General features: G+C 65.7%; 2 protein-coding genes and 1 rRNA gene. 2 read left to right on the top strand and 1 reads right to left on the bottom strand.

The window, feature by feature from the left end:
- Positions 1–9: 9 nt before the first annotated feature.
- Positions 10–126: ribosomal RNA gene (gene rrf / locus GUY59_RS46905) — 5S ribosomal RNA — on the top strand.
- Positions 127–179: 53 nt separating this feature from the next.
- Here the strand turns inward: rrf and GUY59_RS46900 are convergent.
- Entirely contained in the window at positions 180–926 is a 747-nt protein-coding gene (locus tag GUY59_RS46900) for an SAM-dependent methyltransferase (RefSeq protein WP_138208396.1), read from the bottom strand.
- A gap of 429 nt (positions 927–1,355) precedes the next feature.
- Between GUY59_RS46900 and GUY59_RS46895 the strand changes: the two genes are divergently transcribed.
- Positions 1,356–1,892, top strand: a 537-nt coding sequence (locus GUY59_RS46895) for a hypothetical protein (RefSeq protein WP_201762185.1), incomplete at its 3' end; no start/stop codon positions are given.

The following is a 1,892-nucleotide window of genomic DNA, read 5'->3' as shown; positions in this document are numbered from 1 at the left end:
TCATGGGGTTACGGCGGTTATGGCGGGAAGGAAACACCCGGTTACATTCCGAACCCGGAAGTTAAGCTTCTCTGCGCCGATGGTACTGCACTCGGGAGGGTGTGGGAGAGTAGGTCGCCGCCGGACAATCGTTCAAGAAAGGGCTCCGACTGTGTCGGGGCCCTTTCTGCGTTCCCGACTCACAGCAGCTGCGGACGGATGATGAAAACTCCCCAGCCCAGATAATGGCGCCCGTATTCGAGATGCGAGCGGCGCGCCCTGGTGAGGAAATCGCGTAGGGCCGGGGCGTCGGGATCGTCGGGATTGTCGCGCAGCCAGTCGCTGATGGTCCACCATTGGCTGGCCACGTACCTGTCCCAGCCGTCCTGGTCGGACAGCACCATCTCCAGCAGTTCGAAGCCCGAGTCCTCGATGCGGTCCGCGGTGCCGGCCAGCGACGTGAACAGGCTGTTCGCCATGCCGAGCGCCTCGTACGCCTCCTGTGGAGGCGGCGTTGTCCAGAAGCATTCACCGACCAAGGCGATGCCGCTCTGGCGCAGATGCCTGCGCATCAGGGAAAGTGTGCCCTGAAGGCCGTTCCCGATCCAGGTAGCGCCGATGCAGGACACGATGTCAAACGACTCGGGGGTGTCTTCGTACGTGGCTGCATCGGCTTCCACCAGAGCGACTTGATCGGCTACGCCGAGTTCGACGGCGCGCACTCTGGCTGCTTCCAGAAATACCTTGCTGATGTCCACGCCCACGCCCTGGACGCCATAATCGGCCGCCCACCGAGAAAGCAGCTCGCCCTTTCCACAGGCGAGGTCGAGTTGCCGGGAACCGGGAGCGATACGGCAGATCCGGCCCAGCAGATCCAGCTTTTCGTCGGTCAAGGGATTGAGCGTGCGGTGGTTCTGCTCGGCTATTTCATGGAAGCGAAGTGACATGGTGGACAGTCTCGCCGACCAGGCGATTTCCGGTCCAATCATTAAATGGGTTGCCGACAGGCTCATGGACGTGTCAGGCCTTGCTAGGCTGGGAGGACCGGGCCACCCCACAGGTGGCCTTCGTCGCGTCAGGCCCGAGGGCGGGCGGCGACCAGCCCCGGTAGACCGTTGTTGTGAGTCCGCCGGGTGAGCCAACGAATGGACCAGAAGTGAACAGAGATAACGGATCGGACGGCGGACAGCGCGGCCGCGAAGACAACGAAGACCGGCCCTCCGGCGGAGGCGGCCGGAGCGGCGGCCACGGCTCTCGCGGGCGCGACTCCGCAGGCGACCGTCCGTTCCGTTCCGACGACAGGTCGCGCTCCGGCAACCGAGGAGACAGAGGACCGCGACGGGACGAGGGCTACCGTGAGCCCCGCGGTCCGCGCCGTGAAGGCGACGATCGCCGTACCTACCGGGACAGAGACGACCGCGGCCCTCGCCGTGAGGGTGGCTCCGGTGAGCGGCGTGAGGGCGGTTACGGTCCTCGTCGTGACAGTGATCGTGGTCCGCGGCGTGAGGGTGGTTACGATCGTGGTCCTCGTCGTGAGGGTGATGATCGTGGGTTCCGGGGTGGTGAGCGGCGTTCGTTCCGGGATCGGGATGATCGGGGTCCGCGTCGTGATGACGATGGCCGCCGTCCGTTCCGGGATCGGGATGATCGCGGTCCGCGGCGGGAAGGTGGATTCGGCGCCGGCCGGGGCAGTGATGGTGGTCCGCGTCGTGAGGGTGGTTATGGCGCCGGCCGGGGCAGTGATCGTGGTCCGCGGCGTGAGGGCGGATTCGACCGTGGTCCTCGTCGTGAGGGTGGCTCCGGTGAGCGGCGTGAGGGCGGTTACGGTCCTCGTCGTGACAGTGATCGTGGTCCGCGGCGTGAGGGTGGTTACGATCGTGGTCCTCGTCGTGAGGGTGATGATCGTGGGTTCC

The organism is Nonomuraea sp. K271 (assembly GCF_009908215.1).
GTDB lineage: Bacteria > Actinomycetota > Actinomycetes > Streptosporangiales > Streptosporangiaceae > Nonomuraea > Nonomuraea longispora.
Note: the sequence above shows the minus strand (reverse complement) of the source record. Positions and strands in the feature narration are given on the sequence as shown.